The following is an 18328-nucleotide window of genomic DNA, read 5'->3' as shown; positions in this document are numbered from 1 at the left end:
GCCCGGGTAGAGCGTCGACGGGTGGACGTGCCGGCCCTCCATGAGGCAGAACATCTCCCGGGTCATCCGGCTGACCTGCAGCGCCTCCCGGTAGAACTCGCCCTCGAGCGGGTTGAGCGAGCGCATGATGTCGCCGATGGTGCGGTAGCCGTGCTCGGCCGCGTGCGGCGCCTCGGTCTGGTTGGCCCGCTCGAGGACCGCCGGGTTGGTCTCCTTGACCATCCGCTCGCAGTAGTCGACGCCGACCAGGTTCTCCTGGAAGATGTTGTGGTCGAACATGTACTCCGCGGCCTCGCCGCAGTTGATGATCCACTCGCCGAGGTGGGGCGGCGCGATGCCGTAGGCCATGTTCTGGGTGTAGACCGAGCAGGTCGCGTGGTTGTCACCGCAGATGCCGCAGATCCGGCTCGTGATGAAGTGGGCGTCGCGGGGGTCCTTGCCCTTCATGAAGATGCTGTAGCCGCGGAAGATCGACGAGGTGCTGTGGCACTCCCGCACCTGCTTGGCCTTGAAGTCGATCGTGGCGTAGATGCCGAGGCTCCCGACGATGCGGGTGATCGGGTCCCAGGTCATCTCGACGAGGTCGGTCTCCTGGGACTCGACTTGGGCGTCGACGGGCTTGGTGGTCGTCGTCATGGCGGCTAGCTCCTGGTGTTCGTGGACCAGTTGGGGGTGTAGCCGGTCGTCAGGGTGGGACCGGTGTGGCGCCACTTGGGCTCCTGGTCGACCGTGTGCACGGTGATGCCGCGCAGGCGCCGGATGACCGAGCCGTAGGCCTGGCTGCCCGCCGCCGAGACGCGGGAGCCGGGTGGCTCGTCCATGAAGGGCATGAACTTGTCGGGGAAGCCCGGCATCGTGCAGGCGATGCAGATGCCGCCGACGTTCGGGCAGCCGCCGATGCCGTTGATCCAGCCGCGCTTGGGCACGTTGCAGTGCACGACCGGGCCCCAGCAGCCGAGCTTGACGAGGCACTCGGGCGACCCGTAGCCCGTCGCGAACTGGCCCTGCTCGTAGTAGCCGCCGCGGTCGCAGCCCTCGTGCACGGTGGCGCCGAAGAGCCACTGGGGCCGGAGCTTGTCGTCGAGCGGGATCATCGGTGCCTGCCCGGTCAGCTGGTAGAGCAGGTAGACCAGGGTCTCGCTGAAGTTGTCCGGCTGGATCGGGCAGCCGGGGACGCAGACGATCGGCAGGCCGGCCCTGGACTTCCAGGACCAGCCGAGGTAGTCCGGCACCCCCATCGCGCCGGTCGGGTTGCCGGCCATCGCGTGGATGCCGCCGTACGTCGCGCAGGTGCCGGCGGCGATGATCGCGGTCGCCTTGCTCGAGAGCCGGTCGAGCCACTCGGCGGTCGGCATGGGCTGCCCGGTCGTGACGTCGTTGCCGAACCCCGCCCAGTAGCCCTCCGCCTTGATCTTCTCGTTCGGGATCGACCCCTCCACGACGAGGACGAAGGGCTCGAGCTCGCCGGCGTCGGCCCTGTACCACCAGTCGATGAAGGTGTCGGCGCCCTGCTCCGGCCCGCACTCGAAGTCGATGAGCGGCCAGTGCACCTGGATCGGTGGCAGGCCCGGCAGGGCCCCGAGGACGATCTCCTCGATCGTCGGGTTCGTCGCGCTCGTCAGGGCGACCGAGTCGCCGTCGCAGCTGAGGCCGCCGTTCATCCAGAGGATGTGGATCGGGGCCGCCTGCTGACTGGTCGCGTCCGTCTCCTGCGTCGTCGCCGTCATACGCCCCAGCCTCCTCGGTACATCAACGGAGACGGTGCTCGCGGTGCTCAGGCCGACGAAGCTCGTGACAGGCGGCCGGACCACGGGATCGCCATCGGTCTTTCGAGAATAGGCGCGCCCGCAAAGGCAATTCGGGACACGAATGTGTCCAGTTGCCCGGGAGTCCGGGACTCCCCGACTACCTCACCAGTTGATGAGGAGGCGGGTGTCCCGGTCGCGGAACCGGCCGATGATGATGAGGACGAGGTCGACCAGGTACCAGATGCCGAGCCCGCCGCCGGTGAGCAGCTGGATCACGCCGGTGCCGATCTTGCCGACATAGAAGCGGTGCACGCCCAGCACGCCGAGGAAGAGGCACAGCAGGGCCGTGGCGAGGCGCGACTTGGTGCTGACGGGGTTGCCGTACGGGTCGACGAGGGTCTGGGTGGCCATCGCCTGGCTCAGGGTCGGCGCGGCGACGGGCCCGGTGTGGTCGGTCCACATGTTGCCGTCCCAGTAGCGGGTCATCGGCTGCCCGTAGGGGTCGGGGTACCACCCGGCGGGCGGGTTGTCCGGGCTCTCCGGGCGGTAGGGGGTGGTCATGACGTCTCCTTGGTCTGCTGCGCGGCCGGCGAGTCGTCGGCCGGCGAGGAGCCGAGCACCTCCCAGAAGTGCTCGCGCAGTGCCAGCCTGGTGTGCTCGTCGACGTCGTACATGCCGAGGCGAGCAGACATGTCGAGCAGCATCGTCCGGTCGAGGTCCCTTGGGATGTAAGGACGCTCGGAGCGTACAGCCTTCAGCTCAGCGTCGGTCACGGTGCTCTTCCAGGTGTCGACGACGCCGTGGACCACCTCGTCGACGAGCCTCTCGACCTCCGGCGGCAGGCTCGAGTCACCGACCGAGGCCCGGCCCGTCATGCTCGAGTAGACGATCCGCGGCGCGGTGTGCGGCGTGTGGCCGTGCAGGGCCGCCGCCTGGTCGCCGGTGCGGATCGCCGGGATGGGCGTGCTCCACGGCCGGGTGCCGGCCAGGGCCGCGGGGGTCGGGACGGCGGGCCGCTCCTCCACGACCGCTGCCGGCGCCTCCACGACCTCCGGAACCGGCTTGGGTCGTGGCTTGACGTACTTGTCGATGATGACCGGGTCGAGCAGCGTCGTGCCGTCGGCCTCGCGCTGCAGGTTGCGCGAGACGGCGTGCGGACGACCGTGCCGGTCCGGGGCGGCGAGGAGCATGACCTGCACGCCGTGCCCCTGGGCCTCCTCGACCGCCTCGGTCAGGTCGTCGTCCCCAGAGAGCAGGTAGATGACGTCGGCGATGCGGTTGCGCCCGTGCGTGGCGATGTCGAGGCCGATCCGCAGGTCGACTCCCTTCTGCTCACCTCCGGGCGACATCCGGCCGAGCCGCAGCTTGAGCCGGGGGAGCATGCCGATCTGGTCCTGCCACGGGTCCGGCGCTCCGCCGGGCCCACCGGCCGCGTCGTACCAGTTCACGCGCAGCAGCGGCAGCCCGCTCTCCTGCTCCACCTGGCAGATGAGGGCCTCGATGAGGTCCCGGTACTGGATGGTGACGCCGTTGCGCAGCGACGTCCCCGTGACGCGGGTCGCGGCCGAGGCGAGCAGGTATCCGGCATCGACGTACACCGCGCAATAGGACCGCATACGGCCACCTTTTCACAGCACCGGGCCGCCTGCTCCTCGTCTGAGTCAGCCGGTGCGCCAGGCCGTCCCGGCGGGGGGTGCCATGGCGCGCTCGGACCGTGTCCGCAGCCAGAGGCCCATCCCCCCGAAGCCCCCGAGCAGCACGAGGGAAAGGAGGGCCGCGACGTACCACTGGGCCGATCCGGTCGCCGGCTCAAGGATGGTCCGCCAGAAGGAGTCCGGCTTGGGCGTCAGCATGACGTCGACCCAGACCCGCCAGACGGTCACCGCGGCGACAGGTAGGCCCACCATCCACCACAGCCGAGGCGGTCGCCACACGACGACGGACATGAGCCCGATGAGCGCGGCGGTGGGACCGAGCTGGAACGCGACGCTGCCGACGGCTCCGGCCGCCCCGAGGAGGACCGGGTGACGGTGCCGCCACGTGACGGCGACGGCGAGGGCGATGCCCACCACCGAGGCTGCGCCGGCGTAGTTGCTCAGCGTCGTGCCGGTGTGGGGCACCGTGAGCCCGGCGGCCGCGGCGGCGCGGGCGTCGATCGCGGTGGCCGCATACACGACGTCGACGATGACGAGGCAGGACAGCAGGAAGGTCCGCACGCGCCGCCCCAACGGGGGCCGCCCGAGCCGGCGGGTGTCGGCGGACGGGCTGAGCGGCATACGGGAAAGGTATCGCCGAACGTCCACGCGGGTGGCTGATCCGGCAGGTCGCGCCACCTGCGTCGGGACGTGGTGGTCACCCTGTCCTGACGGGCCAGGCAGGGGCGGGAGCGGCGTCGCGGGGGAGGGGATCGCGGCGCCGCCCCCTGGTTCAATTGTGCATGCTCGGACGCCCCGGAGTCAGTGCTTTGACACGTTTGGGGATTGGCGGAAAATCGTTGATTTTAAAGGAACTTCGTAAGGTGCAGCCCCATGTGGCCGCTGCTTCCGTAGTCCTTTCGAAGGAGCGTCGTCATCCGCTCCCTGGCGCCGGGGTGGAGAGGCGAGAGGCTCAGCCTTCGCCGGCCTCCTCGGAGGCCTTCTTAGACGGGGCATCGGTGATCGGCCGGTCTGCCTCGGTCGCCGTCTCGGCCTCGGCCGCGGCCTTCTCCGCCAGGTCGGACGGGCCGCCCTGCTGCTCCTGCCGGACGTAGGCCTTGGGGTCCTTGTCCTTGGGAGGGATGCCAGTCGCTGCCTTGATCGACTCGTAGCGCAGGAAGGCGATGGCGATCTGGTGGCGCAGCTCCAGGCTCGCTTGCTGCCGGAAGTCCGCGAGGTCCTGGCGCTCCTCCTCGGCCATGTGGTCGCTGTTGTGGACGTTGGCGTCCTCGACGGCCTGCCACCACTCGTCCGACCCGGTCTCGCACTCGCCGACCCTGCGGATGGCGTCGCGGATCTCGTTGTGGTCCTTGACGGCGTCCTCGACCTCTTCGTCGGCCGACGGTGCGTCGGCGGCGCCGGTGCCGAGCTTGAGCAGCTCCGGGTAGTAGTAGAGCTCCTCGCCCTCGGCGTGCGTCTCGAGCAGGATCTCGAGACGCTTCCACAGCGCGGCCAGCCCTTCGAGGTCGTCGCGTGGGTACTCCTCGAGCGCGGCAAACATCCGCCGCTGCTCGTTGTGCTGGTGCTGGATGATCTCGGTGATGTCCACGTGACCACCCTCTCAGAGGGTGCTGTGCCGCGCTCGGCCCGGAAATGCGGAACGGGAGCCGGCCTCCCGCCAGTTCCCGTTCCGTCGCCCCCCGGCGCCTTTCCCAAACGAAACCGTACGGGTGGATTGCCCGGGAAGGTTCCCTCGTTGCGCTTTCCCATCCAGCGCGCAACACGGGGACGGGACCCCGCGCGCCTGCGGTTCTCTGGACGGGCTCGGGGGCGCGAGGAAGGGGACGCACTGCCGAGCTATGTCCACTGGGTGATCCGCAACGCCCGGGCCCATGCGACGGACCCGGCACTGCGCAGCGCGGCGGGGTTCGCAGAGGGGGCCGGCCGCGCTGCGCCGGTCCACCGCGCCCAGGTGGGCCGGTGGGAGAGCGGCTCGGTCGAGGTGACCCATGACCTCGTCCGGCGCTACGAGAGCGTGCTCGGCCTGCCCGAGGGCCAGCTGCTCTGCGCGATCGACTACTTCTCCCGGCAGGAACGCCGGGTCCGGGCCACCCCGACGCTCCACCCGGCCGAGCCGCCCGACACGGCGGAGACCCTCGCCCTGATGGAGCTCGCCCTCTCGTCGGATCGGATGACCGGCCACGACTGGGACCGCCTCTCCGGCAACATCGGCCGGACACCGGGCGCCCTGGTCCGGGCGGGGGACTGGGAGCACCTCATCCGCCGGTGCGTGGGCGAGGTGAGCACGAGCCTGCACCTCGAGTTCGCGCTCCGCAACGAGGCGGTGGCGCGCCTCTGCGGGCACCCGCGGAGCGGACCCGTCGTCGCCCGCCTCGCCGACGAGGCGCTCAGCGACCCCGGCGCCCAGTTGTACGCCGACTTCGCCGGGCTCGTCCAGTACACCGACGACCCCTCCTGCCTCTCCGTCCTCCTCAAGCACCTGCGCGACCCGGTCAACGACGACGCCCTGCGCGCTGCGCTCATCTCGGTGACGACCCTCTTGCGGTCCGGCAGCGTCCCCCGCGAGATGGCCCGGGAGGTCGCCGGGCTCGCGCTCGGGCACCTGCGCGAGCCGGCCCGCTCGTTCCGGGTGCACCGGGCCGCCGCGACCATCGTCCGTGCCCTTGACCTGCCGGGCCGTGACCGGCTCGTCTTCGGCCTCACCCCTGCCGCGCGGCGATTCGCGGCGTCGATCATCCTCGAGGGTCGCGCGCTCGACCGCGAGGGGCACGCGAGCGTGTCGAGACAGGTCAGGCGCGCCATGGCGGACGACGTCGCGACGAGCGATCCGAGCGACAAGGTGCTGAACGGGCTGCTCGCCACCGCCCTCGGGGAGACCCACGAGGAGTCGCGCAGCAACGCCCTCGCGATCCTCATGATCTCGCCGCAGGGACGTTTCGTCGGCCGCGCGTATGCCGCGGAGCTCGCTCGCGCTCACGGGGCGGGCGACCGCGTCGCCTGCCACGAGTGCCTCTCGGTGCTCACGTGGCTCATCCAGCCCGAGGACCTGTCCATCCCGACCGAGCTGCTCTGCACATCCCGGACCGAGCCCGAGCTCGCCGCCGCGGTCGGGGCCGCCGTCGGCAACTGTGCCGAGCCGGCCGGGCCGGAGCGAGAGACCCGGGAGGCGCGCCTGCATTCGGCGGCACTCGACCTCGTCCAGTCCGTGGCGTCCCTGTCCGGCGAGGAGGGCTTGGCCGGGCTGCGCAACCGCCTGCACGGCCTCGCCTATGCCCTCGGCATGCGGGGCCGGCAAGACCTCCTCGGCCACGTGCTCCGGGCGGTCCCGGCCCGCGGCCCCGGTGGGGGCACTGCCGGAGCCGATCTGGCCCGCACGACCTTGCGCTGGTGGCTCGACCTGCCGGTTCACCTCCAGCCCGAGGCCGCCCTGCTGCGGGGAACCACCCGCGGCCGGAAGGGCCAACGCAGGCCGCGGTGAGGGGCATACGGACTGGTCGGGGGAGCGTGAGGCCGATCGCCTAGGTTGGTGGCGTGGACACCGACGCCGTGCTGCAGCTGCTCAAGGACGTCTCCGAGGAGGCGATCAACCCGCGGTTCAGGTCCCTCGCCGACGCGGAGATCCACGAGAAGAACCCGGGAGACCTCGTCACGGACGCCGACCGGGAGGCGGAGAAGCTCCTCACGGCGGCGCTGCTCGGCGCCTACCCCGACGCGGTCGTGCTCGGCGAGGAGGCCCACTCGGCCGACCCGGGGCTCATGGACCGCTACCTCGCGGCGGAGCACGCGTTCACCGTGGACCCGGTCGACGGGACGAAGAACTTCGTCCACGGGTCTCCGGACCACGCCGTCATGGTCTCCGAAACCGTTGGCGGACAAGCGGTGCGGGCTTGGATCTGGTAGCCGCAGCACGAGCAGGCCTACGTCGCCGAGCGCGGCGCCGGGGCGTGGTGCGGGCCGCAACGGCTGACCCGCTCCGCGGCGGTGGCACCGCTCGATGGGCGGACGTCGCGGCGCAAGTGGGTCGGGCAGTCGTTCGGGGGCCTGCCGGCGCTGCGGCTGACCTGGGTCTCGTGCGGGATCGACTACCCGAAGCTCGTCGAGGGCGAGGCCGACTACATCGTCTACCGCTCGGTGGCGCCTTGGGACCACGTGCCTGGGACGCTGATCCTGCGGGAGGCCGGCGGCGTGGCCGGGACCCCCGAGGGTGTGCCGTACGAGCCACGGTTGCAGACCAAGCACGGGCTCGTCGTGGCGGCGGACGAGGCCACCTATGAGACGGTCCGCGCCACCCTGCCCTCCTGACGCCGCCTCCGGTCGAGAGCACAATCCCTCCGATCGACAGCACTTTTCCTCCGATCGAAAGGGCAATCCCTTCGGTCGAGAGCACAATCCGTGACCGGATCGAGGAAACTTCCGCTCGGCGTGGCGTCTTCGTATCACTCCCACGTGCCGCAACACTGAGGGAGATGACTTAGGCGGCTGGCCCGTTGTGGTACGTGAACCGCCACTGGAGCCCGGACCCGTGAGGGCCGGGCTCCCGCTTGTGCCGGCGAAGTACGGTGGATGCATGGTCCGTCAACCTCGGTGGGAGAGCCCGGTCGAGCGGGCCATCAGGGAGGCCCAGGAGCGCGGCGACTTCGACGACCTGCCGGGCGCGGGCAAGCCCCTCGACCTGCGGGACACGAACGATCCCGACTGGTGGATCAAGCGGTATGCCGCGCGCGAGAACCTCGACCTCGGCGGCGCGCTCCCCGGTGCGCTGGCGTTGCGCAAGGAGGCGGCGGGTTACCCGGAGTCACTCGCTGACGTGAGCCGCGAGGAGCACGTCCGCGAGATCATCGAGGACTACAACAAGCGCGTCCTCGCGGACCGGTTGCGCCCTGCCGTGGGGACTCTGCCGCCCTTGCTCGCCAAGACGCTGGACGTCGACGACATCGTGCAGCAGTGGCGCGAGCTGCGGGCGTCCCGAGTGCCACCCCCAGCCGTCGACACGACGCCCGAGCACGATCCTGCCCGGCAGTCGTGGTGGCGGCGTCTGTTCTCGGGCGCCTGAGGCTCCCCGTCGACCGATCAGGGGCTTCCTGCCGGGTCACCGCAGCAGCCCTTGATCTCCATGACCGCCTGACACAACAACCGGTGATGGGTTCAATGGGAGAAGGCCCTGAACCCGACAGGCCGCCGTCTCGTTGGCTCAGCATGACGGCGATGAGCGCCGGTCCCAGACCAGTGAGGGGAGGGCGAGTGGAGCGACCCCGACGAGAGGCGACGCTGACCGAGTTGGTCGACGCCCACCAGGGCGAGCTGCGCCGCTTCGCCCTCCGCCTCACCCAGGACCAGCAGGCCGCGGAGGACGTCGTGCAGGAGGTGCTGCTCCGCGCCTGGCGCGATCCGCACCTGCTCGACCACGGCGGCCCCGGCATGCGGGCCTGGCTCTTCACCGTCGCCCGTCGTCTGGTCGTCGACCGCTGGCGCAGCGCCGCCGCTCGGCACGAGTCGATCGGTGACCCGAGCGTCGAACCCGGCGAGGCGGACCGGTCGTCCGAGGTGCTCGACCGGTGGATCGTGCTCGACGCGCTGCGGTCCCTGTCCCTCGAGCACCGTCAGGTCATCGCCGCGGCCTACTACGAGGGCCGCGGCATCACCGACATCGCGAGCGAGCTGCAGATCCCCGAGGGGACCGTGAAGTCGCGGCTGCACTACGGACTCCGGGCGCTGCGCCTGGTGCTCCAGGAGAAGGGAGTGACCCGGCCATGACGCCGCACCGCTACGCCGACTGGGACGCGGCCTATGTGCTCGGTGCGCTGTCGAGCGCCGATCGCAGTGAGTATGAGGACCACCTCGCCGGGTGCAAGGGGTGCCGTGACGCCGTGGCTGAGCTGGCCGGCGTGCCGGGCCTGCTGTCCACGGTCAGCCCTGCCGAGGTCCTCGCCATCGACATCCCGGACTCAGACGTCCCGGAGTCAGCCACCCGGGAGCCCAGCACTGCCTCCCCTGACAGCGCGGAGCCCAGCATCGCCGAGCCCGCCGCCATCTCGCCAACCCGCCGCTTCGAGGTGATCCGGTCGCCCAAGGGGGACTCGGACCACGGCAGGGCGGATCTCGGTCGGCGGATGCACGCGGGGCAGGGCCGTCGTTGGCTCGCCGTCGCTGCGGCGCTCGTCGCGCTCGGTGGAGCAGGGCTCGGCGGCTACGCCCTCTCGGACGCGCAGCACCCGACGACGAGCGTCGTCAGTGGGCCGACGCGACTCGCCTTCTCCCCGGTCACTCCCTCCACCATGACCGCCGTGGTCGACGTCGCACCCGTCGGTGACCACACCTCGGTCAAGGTGGAGTGCCAGTACAGCGCGTCTGGTGGGGCCGGCTCGAGCTGGGCCGACTACAGCGTCTGGGCCGTGGGGCGCGACGGACACGCGGCTCTCGTCACGACGTGGCGCGCGCAGCCCGACGAGGTGATGCACCCCTCCGGCACCGCCCCGCTGCCGACCGCCCAGATCGCCGCCATCGAGATCCGGCTCGCCGACTCCGGTCAGACAGTGATGCGCGCGGCCCTCGGCTGACGAAGCCGCGGGAAACTGCACTCTCGATCGTGGGGAGTGGGCTCTCGATCCGGGGAGGGGTGCGGGCGACAGGTCACTACGGTGGCCCTGTGGATCCGCACCCCATCACCGGCCAGCTCTTCCCCTCGCCGGTGCCGCCCGGCACGGGCTGGCCCGCTGACCCCGCCGACGCAGACACGCCGGTCGCCCACACCGAGCAGGAGGTCCGCCGCCTCGCGAAGGAGGTGAGCGGCATACCGGAGCTCGATGCGCGCGTCAGCGTCTGCCGCTCGTGCCCACGCCTCGTCGCCTGGCGCGAGTCCGTTGCCACGCAGGGGCGCCGCGCCGCGTTCGCCGACCAGCCGTACTGGGGCCGGCCGGGGCCGTCGTTCGGCGACCCGGACGCGTCGGTGCTCATCGTCGGGCTCGCCCCCGCGGCGAACGGCACGAACCGCACGGGGCGGATGTTCACGGGGGACCGCTCCGGGGACTGGTTGTATGCCGCTCTCTTCCGTGCGGGGTACGCCTCCCAGCCGCTGTCGTGGGCCTCCGGCGATGGGCTCGAGCTGCGCGACGTGCGGATCGTCGCCGCGGTCCGGTGTGCGCCGCCCGCGAACAAGCCGACCACCGACGAGAAGCGCACGTGCGGGCACTGGCTCGACCGGGACGTCGAGCTGGCCGCACCGGGACTGCGCTCGATGCTGGCGCTCGGCTCGATCGGCTGGGACGCCGCGCTCGGCGCCGCCCGCCGGCTCGGATGGCAGGTGCCGCGGCCGAAGCCGAGGTTCGGACACGGCGCGGAGACGTTGCTGCACACTCCCGAGGGGCACGCCGTGCGGCTCCTCGGCAGCTACCACGTGAGCCAGCAGAACACCTTCACCGGCAAGCTGACCGAGGCGATGCTCGACGCGGTGATCGCCCGCCTCTGACCCGCCCGGTCAGGTCAGCGCGTGGTCCCGCTCCGATTCGTCGAGTGGGACTCGGTCCTGCTCCGACCCTCGAGTGAGCCCCTGGTCCTGCTCCGATTCGTCGAGTGAGCCCCTGGTCCTGCTCCGACCCTCGAGTGAGCGCTCCGCCCCACCCGTCACATGGCGGACGAGGGCTGGGTGGCGGCGATGAACCCGTCCGGGTCGTCGAGCGACAGGTAGATCGTGATGGCCCGGATCGGGACGCCGAGGACGCGGCCCTTGGCCGAGCGGCGTAGGTGCAGGCGAACGGCACCCTGGGTCATCGACCCGTTGAAGGCCCACACCTTGAGGAGCCCGAAGAGGTTGCCGTGGACGCCGATCCCGAGCCACCAGGGAATGCGCGGCACTCGCTCGACCGACACGATGTCGGCCGTGTCGATGGTGACCGACCCGGACCACCCCAGCCGCGCCCGAATGGTGGAGTCGCTGACATCGAGGTGGGCGTCGTCGCGACCGATGCCTAGCGACGCGAAGAGCAGCCGGGCACCGGGCGAGGTGGAGATGGTGAAGCGCATGCGCTGATGCTCCCACGCGGAGGCCGCGCATCGGCCCCATGCGGGCGAGGGGTGGAGGGGCGCGAATCGCGGACGTGGCGGGAAAGGTGTGTGCACACTGGGAGCAACCTCAACCTTCCCTTTCAATGCCGGGGAGGTTTACCGTCGTCCGGTCGTCACCCAACCTGCACGAGGGGGCACCATGTGGCATACACCAGCCCGATCGGCGCTCGTCGCGCTCGGCGCCGCTACCGCGCTCGTTCTCGGCGCCGGGGCTCCGGCCCTGGCCCAGGGCGGCTCCGACGGCCTCAACGACCAGAGGCTGGCGCCGCGGACCCAGTTCACCATGCAACCGGACGGCTCGAGCGGAGCGACCGAGGGCGGTGAGGGAATCCCGAACATCGACTCGGTGAAGAAGACCATCGCCACCTACTACGGCGACCCCGGCACCGGCCTGGCCAACAAGGCCTCCTCGCCGTACATCGCGGAGATGGGCGCGATCACCGCGTCCCTGTCGACTGACCTGAAGAAGAAGTACAACCAAGCGATCAAGCAGGGTAAGAAGCCCGCGATCGTGCTCGACGCCGACGACACCACGTTGTGGACGTACGACATGGAAGTCGCCGACATGCACTTCAACTTCGACCCGGTGGAGCAGAACGTCTGGGTCCAGGAGCGGCGCTTCCCGGCGACGCCCGGCATGGTCAACCTTGTCAACGAGGCGAACAGCATCGGTTACACGATCATCGGCCTCACTGGCCGCAGCGCCGACCAGAAGGCGGCGACGGTCCTCAACCTCAAGGACGTTGGCTACGAGGGCTTCACGGACGACCTCTACTTCACCAAGTGGGCGGCCGGGGACCAGCCCGCCTACATCACCTGCGCGACGGCGAAGTGCACGACGGTCGAGTACAAGGCGGGCACGCGGCGCCACCTCGTGCAGGACCTCGGCTACGACATCGTGCTCAACATCGGCGACCAGTGGTCCGACCTCATGGGTGGCTACGCGGACCGGGCGGTCAAGCTGCCGAACCCGACGTACTACCTGCCCTCCCCGAACCTGCCCGGGCAGAACGACCCGACGATGCACCCGCAGACCCGGTTCTCCATGAAGCCCGACGGCTCGAGTGGGCTCACGGCCGGCGGCGAGGGAATCCCGAACATCGACATCGTCAAGAAGACGCTCGCGACCTACTACGGCGACGCCGGCGACGGCTTCTCCAACAAGCAGCTCTCGCCCTACATCTCCGAGCTGGGCCGGCTTGAGCAGCAGGTCATGCAGCCGCTGCTCAACGAGTGCCGGCAGGCCTCCCGACGAGGCACGAACCCTGCCGTGGTCTTCGACGCCGACGACACGACGTTGTGGACCTACGACATGGAAGTCAGCGACATGCACTACAACTTCGACCCGGCCCGCCAGGACGTCTGGGTGCAGAACGAGGCGTTCAGCGCGACACCCGGGATGGTGAGCCTCGTCAACCGGCTCGGCGACGCCGGCTGCACGATCGTCGGGCTCACGGGCCGCAACTCCCTGCAGAAGAGCGCGACGCTGGAGAACCTCGCGAACCTGGGCTACCAGGGCTTCACGTCCAGCCTCTACTTCACGAAGTGGCTGTCCAACGAGCCACAGCCCAGCTATGTGCACTGCGCGACTGCGAAGTGCACGACGGTCGAGTACAAGTCGCAGACGCGCAAGCACCTCGAGCAGGACCTCGGGTACCACATCGTCGCCAACTTCGGGGACCAGTACAGCGACCACCTCGGCGGCTACACGGGCAGGGTCGTCAAGCTGCCGAACCCGACGTACTACCTGCCGTGACGGGTGGGACGGAGCGCTCACTCGACGAGGAGGTATGCCGCTGGGTGACGGGTGGGACGGAGCGCTCACTCGGCGAGGACGTATGCCGCTGACCGGGTGAGCGCCGCCTGCCCAGTGCGTCGTCGGGTGTGGTTGAGTGCGGAGTCGAGTGCGAAGTGCACGGGAGCAGGAGGAGCGATGACGACGGAAGCCAGCACAGCGGCATACCTCTCCGACGAGGTGCTCGACCGGATCCGCGGCCGCGCCGCCCGGCTCGACCGGGAGAACGCCTTCTTCGACGAGGACCTTGAGGACCTGCGTGCGGCGGGTTACCTGTCCGCCATGGTCCCCGTCGAGTTCGGCGGGGGCGGCCTCACGCTCCAGCAGCTCACCCTCGAGCAGATGCGCCTCGCGGGCGCCGCCCCGGCCACGGCGCTCGCCGTCAACATGCACCAGGTCTGGGTGGGTGTGGCGAACACCGTTCGCGCGCATGGCGAGTCGTCGATGGACTTCGTCCTCGAGGAGGCCGCTGAGGGAGAGATCTTCGGCTTCGGGATCTCGGAGGCGGGCAACGACCTCGTCCTCTTCGGCTCGTCGAGCGACGCGAGGCCCGACGGCGACGGGGGCTACCGCTTCTACGGCACCAAGATCTTCACGTCGCTCTCACCCGTCTGGACCCGGCTCGGGACCTTCGGCACCGACACAACCGGCGACGACGGGCCCCACTCGGTCTACGGCTTCGTGCGCCGCGACGACCCGGGCGTCACCGTGAAGGACGACTGGGACACGATCGGGATGCGGGCCTCCCAGTCGTGCACCACGATCCTCGACGGCGCCCATGCCCCGGCCGAGCGAGTCGTGCGCCGCATCCCGCCGGGCCCGACGATGGACCCGCTCATCTTCGGGATCTTCGCGAACTTCGAGATCCTCCTCGCGTCGGTCTACACCGGCATCGCCCAGAGGGCCATCGACGTGGCCACCGCCACGGTCAAGCGCCGCACGTCCCTGAAGAACCAGGGCGCGCCCTACTCCAACGACCCCGACATCCGGTGGCGTCTCGCCGACGCCGCGATGGCGCTCGACGCGATCTACCCGCAGATCGAGCTCATCGCCCGTGACGTCGACGACCTCGTCGACCGCGGCACGCGCTGGATGCCGCAGCTCTCCGCAGTGAAGTCACGCGCCACGGAGACGGCCCTGCGCGTCGTGGAGCAGTGCATCCGCGTCTCGGGCGGCTCGTCCTACTTCAACTCGAGCGAGCTCTCCCGCCTCTACCGCGACGTCCTCGCCGGCATCTTCCACCCCAGTGACGACGAGTCGGTGCACGGCGCGTGGGCCAACGCCCTGCTGGGGCCGGTCGTGCCGTGGCCGCCGCAGGAGGGCTGAGCCCCAGCCGGCGACAAGCGGACGGTATGCCGCTGAGCGGGCTCAGCGGCATACCGCCCTTGGCGCTCAGCCGAGTGGGAGCGGTCAGTCTCGGTCGGTGAGGGCGTCGACGAGCAGACTGAGGCCGGCGCCCACGAGCCACACGTCCTTGGCGATCGGGACACCGTCCTGACTGGGCCAGATGCTGCCGGGCTGGCGCAGGGCGGGTGTCTGCGCGTACATCCCGACCAGCGATCCGCCGAAGGCGGTCAGCGCGAGCCCGGCCAGCGAACGCGGGACGAACGGAGCGAGCAGCGCCGCGCCGACGGCCATCTCACCGATCGAGAGGGTCCGGACGAAGTCCTTCGGCGACATGCTCTTGAACTGGGGATAGGCACCGGTGGCCATCCCGTGCAAGGCGGCCGCCGTCCCCTCATCGGCCTCCCGCTTGCTCCAGCCGCTGTGAAAGATGTAGGCACCCGTGGCCAGTCGAATCGGGATCGTGCGCAGTCTCATGGAGAGCTCCTTCCGGTGGTCCGTGTGGGGCCGGTCGGCCAGACGCAAAGCCCGTGATCTGACCGCACCTACCCCGCGCGGTGCCCCGCGACACGTGACCGGCGGCGGGAGGTGCGGCGGATCCTCAGCAGATCGGGAACCCCGGGGTTACCGATCTGCTGAAGACCCGCCCTAGGTCCGGATGGTGGTGATCCCGACTTTCACAGGTGATCCAGAGGGGGCGCCCCCAGCGTTCCCAGACTCGCGACCTAACGTCGAAGGCACGGAAGCAGGACACTTGACAACGAGGTGACGGCGGAGCCGGGAGGGCCCCATGACGCGAGGTTGGCGCGGTGGTCGGGCCGGCTTGGTCTTCGTCGTGTTCGTCGTCCTCACCGGGGTGTGGCTGGTCACCCATCCCGCGGACGATGGTTCCCCGTACAGCCGCGTCCCGCGACCGGTCGCCCGGCCCGCCCCGACGGTTACGCTCCCTCCGTCGGGCGGGCCGTCGTCGATGCGCACGTCGACGGGCCCATAAGCACCTGGTGCCGTGGTGCGCCCTTTTCGGGCTGCGTCCACCGTCTTGCCGTCTTCTCGGGGCTCCTTCAGCATGGAAGGAAGCACTGGAGGCTGGATGGATGCGACATTCACGGCGTACCTGGAGAAGGTCAGGGCCCACCGCGCCGAGCTGCGTGACTCCGTCGCCGCGGTCGGGGACGCCCTCGGGGCTCCTGTCGCGCGGGGCGGAGCCTGGCGCGAGCGGGTCCGAGCGGCGCTGGCCGAGCTGTCGCACGACTTCGACGACCACATCGAGCTGACCGAGGCGCCTGGCGGGCTCTATGACAACCTCCGGCTGGGCAACCCCCGACTCTCCTCGGCCGTCACGCGCCTGACCGGGGAGCACGTGGAGTATCGCCGTGCCATCGCTGGCTACCTGGCCGTGCTGGAGCACGGCGGCACCGTCGCGGACCTGCCGGTGTTTCGCGAGGAGCTCGGTGACCTGATGGGCCGGCTGGTGCGGCACCGCGAGCTCGGCGGACGGCTCATCTACGAGGCGTTCCAGGTGGACCTCGGCGGGTCCGACTGACCTGGCGATCGCCCGCTTCCACTCACTTGAGCGGCCGCTCCGAGTGATCCGGAGAGGCCGCTCCGACCGACCTGGCGGTCGTCGGAGCGCATCGGCGGTGATAAGCCCGGCCCAGCCGGTGTCCTGCGAACGTTCAGGAGCGCCGCATACGGTGCTGCCGTCCCAAGAGGGGAGGCCCATGTTCGACCTGACGAGTCCAGCCCTGTTCGTGCTCACGGCAGTGCTGGCTGTCGTCGTCCCGATCGTCATCGTCGTGCTCTGGGCCCGCCGGCGGCGCGTTCGACCAGCCTTCGGGCTCGACCCCCGAGCCCTGCTCCGCCCCAGTGGCTCAGAGGTGCGGGCCCTGGGCACGGTGGCCGGGCACCTGGGCCTGATCGTTCTCAGCCAGGCGCTCGCCCTCATGTCCCTGGGCCTCTGGGTCAACGACCAGTACGGCTTCTACACGAGCTGGGCCGACCTCTTCGGGCGCGGTTCGGGCTCAGCCCAGATCGCGACCGTGCCTTCCATCGGGAGTGGGGTCGGCGCCATACACATGCTTGCCGTCAAGGAGGCGGACACGCACACGACGGAGGACACGCTGGTCTGGACACCACCGCAGTACACCAACCCGCACTACCGGATGTGGCGCTTCCCGGTCCTCATGTTCCTGCCCGGGCAGCCGAGCTCGCCCACGGTCACCTTCGAGCGCTTCGAGTTCGCCCAGGCCGCGACTCGGGCGATCGCGGCGCACCAGGTCCTGCCCTTCGTGGCCGTGTTCCCCCCGCTCATGATCCGCCCGCCCCGGGACACGGAGTGCACGAACGTCCCCCGCGGCCCGCAGGCGGAGAGCTGGCTGAGCCACGACGTGACGCAGGCTGTCAGGGGGCACTACCGGGTCGCCCCGCCCGGCCCGCACTGGAGTGTCATGGGCTTCAGCACCGGTGGCTTCTGCGCCGCCAAGCTCGTCCTCGAGCACCCCTCTCTTTACGGCGCCGCGGTGAGCCTCGGCGGCTACTTCACTCCGGTGAGCGACCACGCGACGGGCGACCTCTTCCGTTCGAGCACCTTGGTCCGCGAGGAGAACTCGCCCCTCTGGCTCTATGAGCACGGCCGCATCCACTCCCGCCACCTGCTCATGGTGACCGGCACGCAGGACGCCTCCTCGTGGCGGTCGACCCGGGCGATGCTCGCCGCGACGAAGGGCGATCCGCTCGTGTCTTCGCTGATCTTCACGTCGGGCGGCCACAACTACCGCAACTACCAGGCCCACCTTCCGCAGATCTTCAACTGGCTCACGTACGCGGGGGCGATGTGATGCACTACTGGCCTCGATGGGCACGGATCCTCCTGCCCATCCTGCTCATTCCATGCGCTGTAGCCCTCGTCTGGCTCAGCACGTCGTCCACCAACGGTGCTCCGATGGGCCCGGACCCGTCCGCGGGAACCACGAGCTCGGCGCCGCCCACAAGCGCTACGAGCCCGACGGCGTCCACGAGTAGTGGGACAACGACCACGAGCCCGGTCGCTCCGGTCAGCGTGGTCGGTCTCGGCGACTCCGTCATGTCGGGGACGAACTGCAACTGCTCGGGCATCGTCGCGCAGTACGCGCAGGCACTGGCGCAACGCGACGGCATCAAGGTGACCGGCACCAACCTGGGCGTGCCCGGGGACACGACGGTCGACCTGTTCGACCATCTGCAGAACGACGCCACTTTCCGCAACGCCGTTCAGAACGCCGACATCGTGCTCGTGACCATCGGTGCGAACGACCTTGCGCCGCAATGGCAGCAGTGGCAGGCCTCGAGCTGCGACGACACGTGCTACGACCCGGCCGTCGACGCCATGAGTGCCCGGCTCAACCAGATTCTGACGCTCATCAAGTCGCTGCGCTCGGGTCCGCCGGCGACGATCCTTGTGACGAACTACTGGAACGTCTTCACCGACGGCGCCGTCGCCCGTGCCGCCGGAGGGCAGGAGCAGCTCGACTGGAGCCAGGACATCACCTTGGCGGCCAACAGTGGCATCTGCTCCACCGCCACTGGGGACGGGGCGACGTGCGTCGACCTCTACAAGCCGATTGAGGCGGGTGACCCGACCGGCGTGCTGGCCTCGGATGGAGACCACCCCAACGCGGCCGGTGTCGGCGTGATCGTCCAAGCGCTGATGGGCGCCACACCGAAGCGCTGAGTCCGCGCGCCAAGGA

Annotated in this window: 20 protein-coding genes; 12 read left to right on the top strand and 8 right to left on the bottom strand. The window is 70.2% G+C overall.

All coding sequences use genetic code 11. The features are described 5' to 3' along the window. From ACTHJJ_RS10485 to ACTHJJ_RS10460, 6 genes are all read right to left on the bottom strand, one after another. Window positions 1-636: nickel-dependent hydrogenase large subunit (locus ACTHJJ_RS10485; protein ID WP_440302886.1), on the bottom strand; the 636-nt coding region annotated here is incomplete at its 3' end. A 5-nt stretch (window positions 637-641) separates the two neighbouring features. Next, on the bottom strand, window positions 642-1727 hold the full coding sequence (locus tag ACTHJJ_RS10480) for a hydrogenase expression protein HypE (RefSeq protein ID WP_440302885.1): 1086 nt from the start codon (window positions 1725-1727) through the stop codon (window positions 642-644). Between the two features lie 183 nt (window positions 1728-1910). Beyond that, window positions 1911-2309 carry an NINE protein gene (locus ACTHJJ_RS10475; protein ID WP_440302884.1) on the bottom strand — a complete coding sequence of 133 codons (399 nt, stop codon included), beginning with the start codon at window positions 2307-2309 and terminating at the stop codon, window positions 1911-1913. Next, complete coding sequence (locus ACTHJJ_RS10470) at window positions 2306-3364, bottom strand: NYN domain-containing protein (protein ID WP_440302883.1); 1059 nt, start codon at window positions 3362-3364, stop codon at window positions 2306-2308. Before ACTHJJ_RS10470 ends, ACTHJJ_RS10475 begins: the two co-directional genes overlap by 4 nt. Before the next feature lie 45 nt (window positions 3365-3409). Next, window positions 3410-4024: a hypothetical protein gene (locus tag ACTHJJ_RS10465; RefSeq protein ID WP_440302882.1), complete on the bottom strand. Its 615-nt coding sequence runs from the start codon at window positions 4022-4024 to the stop codon at window positions 3410-3412. 331 nt (window positions 4025-4355) lie between these two features. Further along, complete coding sequence (locus tag ACTHJJ_RS10460; protein WP_440302881.1) at window positions 4356-4991, bottom strand: hemerythrin domain-containing protein; 636 nt, start codon at window positions 4989-4991, stop codon at window positions 4356-4358. 261 nt (window positions 4992-5252) lie between these two features. Between ACTHJJ_RS10460 and ACTHJJ_RS10455 the strand changes: the two genes are divergently transcribed. From ACTHJJ_RS10455 to ACTHJJ_RS10425, 7 genes are all read left to right on the top strand, one after another. Beyond that, a complete protein-coding gene (locus tag ACTHJJ_RS10455) occupies window positions 5253-6881 on the top strand; it encodes a hypothetical protein (RefSeq protein ID WP_440302880.1) in 1629 nt (542 codons plus the stop codon). 53 nt (window positions 6882-6934) lie between these two features. Beyond that, window positions 6935-7303, top strand: a complete 369-nt coding sequence (locus ACTHJJ_RS10450; RefSeq protein WP_440302879.1) for an inositol monophosphatase family protein — start codon at window positions 6935-6937, stop codon at window positions 7301-7303. 81 nt (window positions 7304-7384) lie between these two features. Then, complete coding sequence (locus tag ACTHJJ_RS10445) at window positions 7385-7705, top strand: inositol monophosphatase family protein (RefSeq protein ID WP_440302878.1); 321 nt, start codon at window positions 7385-7387, stop codon at window positions 7703-7705. Window positions 7706-7970: 265 nt separating this feature from the next. Next, window positions 7971-8456 carry a DUF1992 domain-containing protein gene (locus ACTHJJ_RS10440; RefSeq protein ID WP_440302877.1) on the top strand — a complete coding sequence of 162 codons (486 nt, stop codon included), beginning with the start codon at window positions 7971-7973 and terminating at the stop codon, window positions 8454-8456. Between the two features lie 188 nt (window positions 8457-8644). Continuing rightward, entirely contained in the window at window positions 8645-9157 is a 513-nt protein-coding gene (locus ACTHJJ_RS10435) for a sigma-70 family RNA polymerase sigma factor (protein ID WP_440302876.1), read from the top strand. After that, a complete protein-coding gene (locus ACTHJJ_RS10430; protein WP_440302875.1) occupies window positions 9154-9960 on the top strand; it encodes a zf-HC2 domain-containing protein in 807 nt (268 codons plus the stop codon). Before ACTHJJ_RS10435 ends, ACTHJJ_RS10430 begins: the two co-directional genes overlap by 4 nt. Window positions 9961-10049: 89 nt before the next feature. Beyond that, a complete protein-coding gene (locus ACTHJJ_RS10425; protein ID WP_440302874.1) occupies window positions 10050-10868 on the top strand; it encodes a uracil-DNA glycosylase in 819 nt (272 codons plus the stop codon). Between the two features lie 155 nt (window positions 10869-11023). Here ACTHJJ_RS10425 and ACTHJJ_RS10420 read toward each other — a convergent pair whose 3' ends face one another. Next, the gene (locus ACTHJJ_RS10420; RefSeq protein WP_440302873.1) at window positions 11024-11422 is read right to left on the bottom strand and encodes a hypothetical protein; all 399 of its coding nucleotides are present in this window, start codon (window positions 11420-11422) and stop codon (window positions 11024-11026) included. Window positions 11423-11603: 181 nt separating this feature from the next. Here ACTHJJ_RS10420 and ACTHJJ_RS10415 point away from each other — a divergent pair, with 181 nt between their 5' ends. Together ACTHJJ_RS10415 and ACTHJJ_RS10410 are read left to right on the top strand one after the other, a co-directional pair. Beyond that, complete coding sequence (locus ACTHJJ_RS10415; protein ID WP_440302872.1) at window positions 11604-13220, top strand: HAD family acid phosphatase; 1617 nt, start codon at window positions 11604-11606, stop codon at window positions 13218-13220. Window positions 13221-13397: 177 nt separating this feature from the next. Then, window positions 13398-14585 (top strand): acyl-CoA dehydrogenase family protein, encoded by a 1188-nt coding sequence (locus ACTHJJ_RS10410; RefSeq protein WP_440302871.1) that lies wholly within the window; start codon window positions 13398-13400, stop codon window positions 14583-14585. A gap of 84 nt (window positions 14586-14669) precedes the next feature. Here ACTHJJ_RS10410 and ACTHJJ_RS10405 read toward each other — a convergent pair whose 3' ends face one another. Next, on the bottom strand, window positions 14670-15080 hold the full coding sequence (locus ACTHJJ_RS10405; protein ID WP_440302870.1) for a hypothetical protein: 411 nt from the start codon (window positions 15078-15080) through the stop codon (window positions 14670-14672). A gap of 613 nt (window positions 15081-15693) precedes the next feature. Here ACTHJJ_RS10405 and ACTHJJ_RS10400 point away from each other — a divergent pair. From ACTHJJ_RS10400 to ACTHJJ_RS10390, 3 genes are all read left to right on the top strand, one after another. After that, entirely contained in the window at window positions 15694-16146 is a 453-nt protein-coding gene (locus ACTHJJ_RS10400; RefSeq protein ID WP_440302869.1) for a hypothetical protein, read from the top strand. 178 nt (window positions 16147-16324) lie between these two features. After that, entirely contained in the window at window positions 16325-17440 is a 1116-nt protein-coding gene (locus tag ACTHJJ_RS10395; protein WP_440302868.1) for an alpha/beta hydrolase, read from the top strand. After that, complete coding sequence (locus ACTHJJ_RS10390) at window positions 17440-18312, top strand: SGNH/GDSL hydrolase family protein (protein WP_440302867.1); 873 nt, start codon at window positions 17440-17442, stop codon at window positions 18310-18312. The genes ACTHJJ_RS10395 and ACTHJJ_RS10390 overlap by 1 nt, the downstream gene beginning before the upstream one ends. Window positions 18313-18328: the final 16 nt, after the last annotated feature.

The organism is Intrasporangium sp., assembly GCF_051961875.1.
GTDB lineage: Bacteria > Actinomycetota > Actinomycetes > Actinomycetales > Dermatophilaceae > Intrasporangium_A.
The sequence above is the reverse complement of the archived record's forward strand: the minus strand, read 5'-3'. Positions and strand labels throughout refer to the sequence as shown.

Excerpts from the sequence above, each read along its gene's own strand:
- ACTHJJ_RS10480 (WP_440302885.1), bottom strand. The coding sequence starts at position 1,727 with ATGACGGCGACGACGCAGGAGACGGACGCGACCAGTCAGCAGGCGGCC.
- ACTHJJ_RS10475 (WP_440302884.1), bottom strand. The coding sequence starts at position 2,309 with ATGACCACCCCCTACCGCCCGGAGAGCCCGGACAACCCGCCCGCCGGG.
- ACTHJJ_RS10470 (WP_440302883.1), bottom strand. The coding sequence starts at position 3,364 with ATGCGGTCCTATTGCGCGGTGTACGTCGATGCCGGATACCTGCTCGCC.
- ACTHJJ_RS10465 (WP_440302882.1), bottom strand. The coding sequence starts at position 4,024 with ATGCCGCTCAGCCCGTCCGCCGACACCCGCCGGCTCGGGCGGCCCCCG.
- ACTHJJ_RS10440 (WP_440302877.1), top strand. The coding sequence starts at position 7,971 with ATGGTCCGTCAACCTCGGTGGGAGAGCCCGGTCGAGCGGGCCATCAGG.
- ACTHJJ_RS10430 (WP_440302875.1), top strand. The coding sequence starts at position 9,154 with ATGACGCCGCACCGCTACGCCGACTGGGACGCGGCCTATGTGCTCGGT.
- ACTHJJ_RS10420 (WP_440302873.1), bottom strand. The coding sequence starts at position 11,422 with ATGCGCTTCACCATCTCCACCTCGCCCGGTGCCCGGCTGCTCTTCGCG.
- ACTHJJ_RS10415 (WP_440302872.1), top strand. The coding sequence starts at position 11,604 with ATGTGGCATACACCAGCCCGATCGGCGCTCGTCGCGCTCGGCGCCGCT.
- ACTHJJ_RS10410 (WP_440302871.1), top strand. The coding sequence starts at position 13,398 with ATGACGACGGAAGCCAGCACAGCGGCATACCTCTCCGACGAGGTGCTC.
- ACTHJJ_RS10405 (WP_440302870.1), bottom strand. The coding sequence starts at position 15,080 with ATGAGACTGCGCACGATCCCGATTCGACTGGCCACGGGTGCCTACATC.
- ACTHJJ_RS10400 (WP_440302869.1), top strand. The coding sequence starts at position 15,694 with ATGGATGCGACATTCACGGCGTACCTGGAGAAGGTCAGGGCCCACCGC.
- ACTHJJ_RS10395 (WP_440302868.1), top strand. The coding sequence starts at position 16,325 with ATGTTCGACCTGACGAGTCCAGCCCTGTTCGTGCTCACGGCAGTGCTG.
- ACTHJJ_RS10390 (WP_440302867.1), top strand. The coding sequence starts at position 17,440 with ATGCACTACTGGCCTCGATGGGCACGGATCCTCCTGCCCATCCTGCTC.